6 protein-coding genes and 1 riboswitch are annotated in these 5,571 nt (G+C 43.1%); of the genes, 1 reads left to right on the top strand and 5 read right to left on the bottom strand.

Going from position 1 to position 5,571, the window contains the following annotated elements:
• From dnaG to Q0R35_RS02560, 5 genes are all read right to left on the bottom strand, one after another.
• A partial coding sequence (gene dnaG, locus Q0R35_RS02580) for a DNA primase (RefSeq protein WP_295614160.1) occupies positions 1 to 1,668 on the bottom strand: 1,668 nt, incomplete at its 3' end.
• 70 nt (positions 1,669 to 1,738) lie between these two features.
• On the bottom strand, positions 1,739 to 2,242 hold the full coding sequence (locus Q0R35_RS02575; RefSeq protein ID WP_295614158.1) for a hypothetical protein: 504 nt from the start codon (positions 2,240 to 2,242) through the stop codon (positions 1,739 to 1,741).
• A 141-nt stretch (positions 2,243 to 2,383) separates the two neighbouring features.
• A complete protein-coding gene (locus tag Q0R35_RS02570) occupies positions 2,384 to 2,953 on the bottom strand; it encodes a Uma2 family endonuclease (RefSeq protein ID WP_295614156.1) in 570 nt (189 codons plus the stop codon).
• 99 nt (positions 2,954 to 3,052) lie between these two features.
• Positions 3,053 to 4,120, bottom strand: a complete 1,068-nt coding sequence (gene cobW, locus Q0R35_RS02565; protein WP_295614154.1) for a cobalamin biosynthesis protein CobW — start codon at positions 4,118 to 4,120, stop codon at positions 3,053 to 3,055.
• Positions 4,121 to 4,148: 28 nt separating this feature from the next.
• Positions 4,149 to 4,295, bottom strand: a riboswitch (cobalamin riboswitch).
• 122 nt (positions 4,296 to 4,417) lie between these two features.
• Entirely contained in the window at positions 4,418 to 4,846 is a 429-nt protein-coding gene (locus Q0R35_RS02560; RefSeq protein WP_295614152.1) for a Fur family transcriptional regulator, read from the bottom strand.
• 241 nt (positions 4,847 to 5,087) lie between these two features.
• On the opposite strand from Q0R35_RS02560, the gene Q0R35_RS02555 reads away from it, so the two are divergent.
• Positions 5,088 to 5,571: peroxiredoxin (locus Q0R35_RS02555; protein ID WP_295614150.1), on the top strand; the 484-nt coding region annotated here is incomplete at its 3' end.

The raw sequence follows: 5,571 nt of genomic DNA, 5'->3' as shown, positions 1-5,571 counted from the left end.
CAAAAAGCGATGGTGAGCGAGTGTAAAAGTGAGATCGATCGAATCTAGCTCGTCGATAATTGTCAGGCGGTGGAGGGGATAATGGAGGTAAATCCGCAACAATAAGCTCTCGGCTTGCTCGATGAGTCTTTGATTGGGATGGATGCTGACTGGTGCAATTTCTACTTGTTTCTCTTTGCTCTTCTCAGCAAAATCGCCATTATCTATTTCTTCAATTGCCTCTGGATAATCGTTTACCTTCTGTGCGGAAGATTTAGTACGCTCGAATCTATTTACAGGTGCGTTATTACCGCCAAATTTTCGATCTGGAAGTGGTTTGAGTCTCTTAATTTCAGTTTGAAGACTTTCAATTAATAATGGTACCATCCTTGATTCTTCATTACTTAATAAAATTGCTGCTTGTTTAAGATAAGGCGCACGAGTACTCAGATTAGTGATATTTTGAAGCACTTCGGCAATTTTTGTAGTAGCCGCTTGATAGTCTTCTGCTTGTGCAAGATCCTTATTCTCAATTGCTTTATCTATTTGCCAGCCTATCCATAAAGGAGCGAGATCTAATAATTTTAAATAATCCTGCTGACTATGACTTTTTAAGAATTCATCAGCATCTTTTCCTAACTGCAAGTTAACAGCCTTTAATTGAATCATCCCATCATAGGCAAGATCGAAAACTTCTTTAATTGCTCTTTCTGTCGCAATATTCCCCGCTTTATCTGCATCGAAATTGAGGATAATTTGTTTAGATTCGGTAAACTTAACTAACTGCTTTACTTGCGCCAAACTTAACGCCGTACCGAGCGCAGCCACCGCACTATCGATTCCCGCCGCATGGAGCGCGATAACATCAAAATAACCTTCAACTATTACCGCGCGATCGGTTTTACTAATCGCATCTTTCGCGCGATCGAGTCCATATAATGTGTTACCTTTATCGAATAACTCCGTCTCCGGCGAGTTGAGATATTTAGGCTGTTCGTCGCTCAAAGTGCGTCCGCCAAACCCAATAACTCTACCCCGCAAATCGCGAATTGGAATCATCAATCGATCGCGAAATCTGTCATAATAACTATTACCATCTTTACGTGCGATCGCGAGTCCGGCTGCGACGATCGCTTGTGGTGGTAAATTCTTTTGTTCGATTAAATAATTAGCTAAAGTTTCCCAGCCAGCAGGCGCGTAACCGAGTTGAAAACTCTGAATTGTTTCGTCACTAAAAGCACGTTCTTCCTTGAGATAATTCAGAGCTGTAGCTCCCTGCGGCTGGTTTAACGCATGTTGATAAAAATTCGCCGTTATCGCCAAAATTTCATACAACTGCTCTCGCTGCGAAAGTCGTCGCTGTAATTCCTGACGCTGCTCTGGTTCTAATGTTTGAACGGGAACCTGATATCGCCGCGCCAAATCTAAGACAACTTCTGTGAAAGATTGCTTCCCTAATTCCATCATAAAGGTAATCGCATTCCCCCCCGCCTGACAGCCAAAACAGTAATACATCTGCTTGGTGGGACTGACAGAAAAACTCGGCGATTTCTCTTGATGAAACGGACAATTACCTAAATAATCTTTACCCCGTTTTTTCAGCACGACATGTCCGCCAATCACATCGACAATATCGACTTTGGCTTTAACTTCTTCGATCGTATCTGGATGTAAACGGGGAATATTCATGAATTAGCAGTACTTATTCGTTATTGGTGCGCTACATTGACGCGATCTTAAACCATACAATGCTGTATCTCTATTCACCTAAATAACTTTCTAATGGCATTAGTTTATGGGTTAGGTGCTTTTTAAATACTTGCCCATCCTCAAAATAAACAATTACTGGATCTCGATTCCTTTCAAAATTCATAAGCCACAAATAGTAACCAACAAATCCATGTGAATAACAAACAGATGCCAGCCAATCTACAAGAAGACAAAAAGTATTGTTAAATGTGTCATCATCTACGAATTTTCTGATACTAAGTTTACGATCTTTAAATACACTACCAAATATTCCAGGGTACGATTCTTCACCATAACTTGAACTATTTGAGATAATCAATTTCCAATCGGCTAGGTAATCTAAACCGTCACCAAGACTGCCATCTTCACTGCTGGTGAACAGAGGATGTTTGAGGGTGGTTGTAAAGTCGTAGTCCTGTTCTGACGATCTTGTCATATAAAGGACATCGATAACCTCTTGCGATATGTCATCCTTCAAATCGCATGTCAAAGCAAACTCATAGCCAGAACCCATTTATCTACTCCATATTAAACCCGACAATCGAGATGATAATCGCATGATTTGTTTTGCGATCGGTAGCTATCTATTTGAGTGAGCAATTCCCACCAGCTAGATTCAAACGATCGAAATCAAATTATCCAATCGATTTTACCATTATTCAAAGACAATTCCACGATAGACTCGATCGATCGGGAAACTGAGATCGATACTTTTAAGTTCGATAATATCTCCAGCACGATAATTGATAATCACCCATTCTCCCGCATCATTCTTATGATAAATGTCGATCGCGATCGATTTAGCACTAACCAACACATAATCCTGCAAAATGGGATTGCGACGGTACCTGTAAAACTTCTCACCACGATCGTAAGCTTCAGTACTATCCGATAGCACCTCAAGTATTAAACATGGGTAAACAATGTATTGAGTATTCCGCCGATCTCTCTCATCACAAGTTACACTTCCATCTGGATAACTATAGTCATCAGTTGATAAGATATTAATTCTGGCATCAGAATTAAGAGTTCTACAGCCACTACCATCTAAATGATTTCCCAGCAACCGATTAAACTTTGCAGCAATTTCACTATGATTTATAGTTCCACCACTCATTGCATAAACTTCGCCATTAATATATTCATGACGTTCTAGTTGCTGTTCTTCCCAAGCAAAATACTCTTGGGGATTGAATCGTGGAGCGCGATCTTTTATGGCAACCATTATAGTAGGGTGGGCATTGCCCACCAGCTATTTTTCAATACTAATACCCAATAATTTACTCGATCGAACCAGATCGGAATCGATGCTCATTCTGAGAAGCTACGCCGAATTTCCTCGCTCAGATCTACCAACAGCTAAAGCCGTAGTAATTGCTACAGGATCGATCGACTGACCGATAAATACTAGTTTAGTCTCCCGTGGCTCATCGGTACGCCAAGGTCTGTCGTAAAATTGCTCGAACCGATTGCCCACACCTTGGATGACTAATCGCATCGGTTTATTTGGTACGGCAACGAAGCCTTTAATCCGATAGATTTCTTGTTCTTTAACGAGGAGTTCTAATTTCTGACGCAATGATTCGGGGTCGAATTCGCGATCGAGAACGAGATTAATCGAGTTAATATCATCATCATGCTCGTGTTCTCCCTCGGCATCATGATGGCTGGGCCGATCTTCTAAATGGTCTTCTACAGCCGCATTTAATCCGAGGATTGTATTAACATCGACAATACCTCGATCGCTAGTAACTATTTTCACAGCGCGGGGGAGTTCTCGGTTAACTAGATCGATCGTTTGTTGATATTGCTCGGCACTTACTAAGTCGGCTTTATTTAAAACCACCAGATCCGCACAAGCCAATTGATCCTCAAATAACTCCTGCAAAGGTGTCTCGTGGTCTAAATTTTCATCTTCCTGCCCGATCGCGTCTACAGCCGCCGGATCGCTGGCAAACCTCCCATCTGCCACGGCATCGCAATCGACCACCGTAATGACCGCATCAACCGTCGCTGCGGTGCGAATTTCTGGCCAGCGGAAGGCGGTAATTAGCGGTTTGGGTAGTGCCAAACCAGAGGTTTCGATTAAGATACAGTCGATGTCATCTTTGCGTGCGATCAGAGCCTGCATTGTGGGAAGAAATTCTTCCTGTACCGTACAGCACAAGCAACCATTTGTAAGTTCGACGATATTACTGGGAGTTTCTAGCTCATCTTCTGGGCATACTTGACAAGATTTCAATAATTCCCCATCGATGCCCAACTCGCCAAATTCATTGACAATTACCGCAATCCGTCGCCCTTGATTGTGGGTGAGTAAATGTCGAATTAGAGTAGTTTTGCCACTACCCAAAAATCCAGTAATGACGGTGACAGGTATTTTTTTTGCCATGTTAATTAATTTGCGTACCTCGCGCAAAGGAGTGTATATCTACCTCGGCGGGCATTCTGGCTTATCGATCTACAAGATTGAAATACAGTTGCGGTACAGCATTGGCTTTGCACCAAACTTTCCCCGTTACCTCCACTGGCTGCTCCCCAGTAGAACCGAGTTCGGACTTATAGTTTACCGCACTTCTCATTTTAAAATTGCACTACTTGAGTGCGTCGGTCTCTGTCAGGTTCTCGACGACAGAATGCGGGTTGCAACGGTTTTATTTTTAAAAACTACCTTTCAACTTTCAACTTTTTACTCTGCTTGAGTACATCGATCGCAATAGCCGCGCACGATGGTTTCATAGGTGAGTGCTTGTAAACCCGATCGCAGTCGATCGAATTCTACTACGGGTAGCTCATCCCAGCCGATATCTTCGATCGCGCCGCATTGTTGACAGTGGAAATGATGATGGGATTCGACGATCGCATCATAGCGCGATACTCCAGCTTCGAGCAGCACCTCGCGGATTAATCCTGCGGCGCGGAGAGCTTGCAAGGAGCTATAAATCGTCGCTTGGGAAGAGACGGGACAATATTGATTCAAATCTACCAAAAGCTGTTCGACCGTGGGATGATCGTTACGCGATAGGAGATTGGCATACACGGCAAATCGTTGCGGTGTGACCCGCAAGCCTTTGGCTTTAAGCGTTTTAACGATCGCGTTTGTTGATGGCTGGCTCATTGCGAGGGACTAGGGACTAGAAACTAGTGGCTAGTAGAGAGATACTGTAATCTCCAATTATAATGCCCAAATTCCCATAACGCTCGTTAAATTTTAAATATTCTTAATTAGGTGTGCTTATCACACTTGACTTATTCCTAAATTAGAATTATTCTGAGATATGTGAGCGGCGATCGCTCAGTTGCCAGTTGTCGCAAGCGGCTGTGCGCTAAAAATAATTAGTCAAATTTAGGAGTAAATCATGGCTGTAGTCAACCAACAAGTGCCCAACGTCGTATTTAAGACTCGCGTGCGCGATGAATCGGTCGAAGGGCCAAACCCTTTCAAATGGCAAGATACGACTACACAAGACATCTTTGCTGGTAAAAGAGTAGTTGTCTTCTCGCTACCTGGTGCCTTTACCCCTACTTGCTCTACCACCCACCTCCCTGGCTACGATGCAGCCTACGAGGAAATCAAATCGCTGGGTGTTGACGAAGTATACTGTGTATCCGTCAATGATGCTTTCGTGATGTTCCAATGGGGCAAAAACATGGAAGTCAAAAACGTCAAGCTCCTCCCCGATGGTAATGGTGAATTCAGCCGGAAGATCGGGATGTTGGTAGACAAAGCCAACTTAGGCTTTGGGATGCGGTCTTGGCGGTATTCGATGGTCGTCAATGATGGCAAAGTCGAACAAGTTTTTGTCGAAGCAGGTTACAGCGATAATTGTGAAACCGATCCTT

This window comes from Chamaesiphon sp. GL140_3_metabinner_50, assembly GCF_025361915.1.
Classification (GTDB): domain Bacteria; phylum Cyanobacteriota; class Cyanobacteriia; order Cyanobacteriales; family Chamaesiphonaceae; genus Chamaesiphon.
This window is presented reverse-complemented; position numbering and strand designations above follow the sequence as displayed.

Bases quoted from the DNA above. Each gene is read 5' to 3' on its own strand.
- Q0R35_RS02575 (WP_295614158.1), bottom strand. From the start codon at position 2,242: ATGGGTTCTGGCTATGAGTTTGCTTTGACATGCGATTTGAAGGATGAC.
- Q0R35_RS02570 (WP_295614156.1), bottom strand. From the start codon at position 2,953: ATGGTTGCCATAAAAGATCGCGCTCCACGATTCAATCCCCAAGAGTAT.
- cobW (WP_295614154.1), bottom strand. From the start codon at position 4,120: ATGGCAAAAAAAATACCTGTCACCGTCATTACTGGATTTTTGGGTAGT.
- Q0R35_RS02560 (WP_295614152.1), bottom strand. From the start codon at position 4,846: ATGAGCCAGCCATCAACAAACGCGATCGTTAAAACGCTTAAAGCCAAA.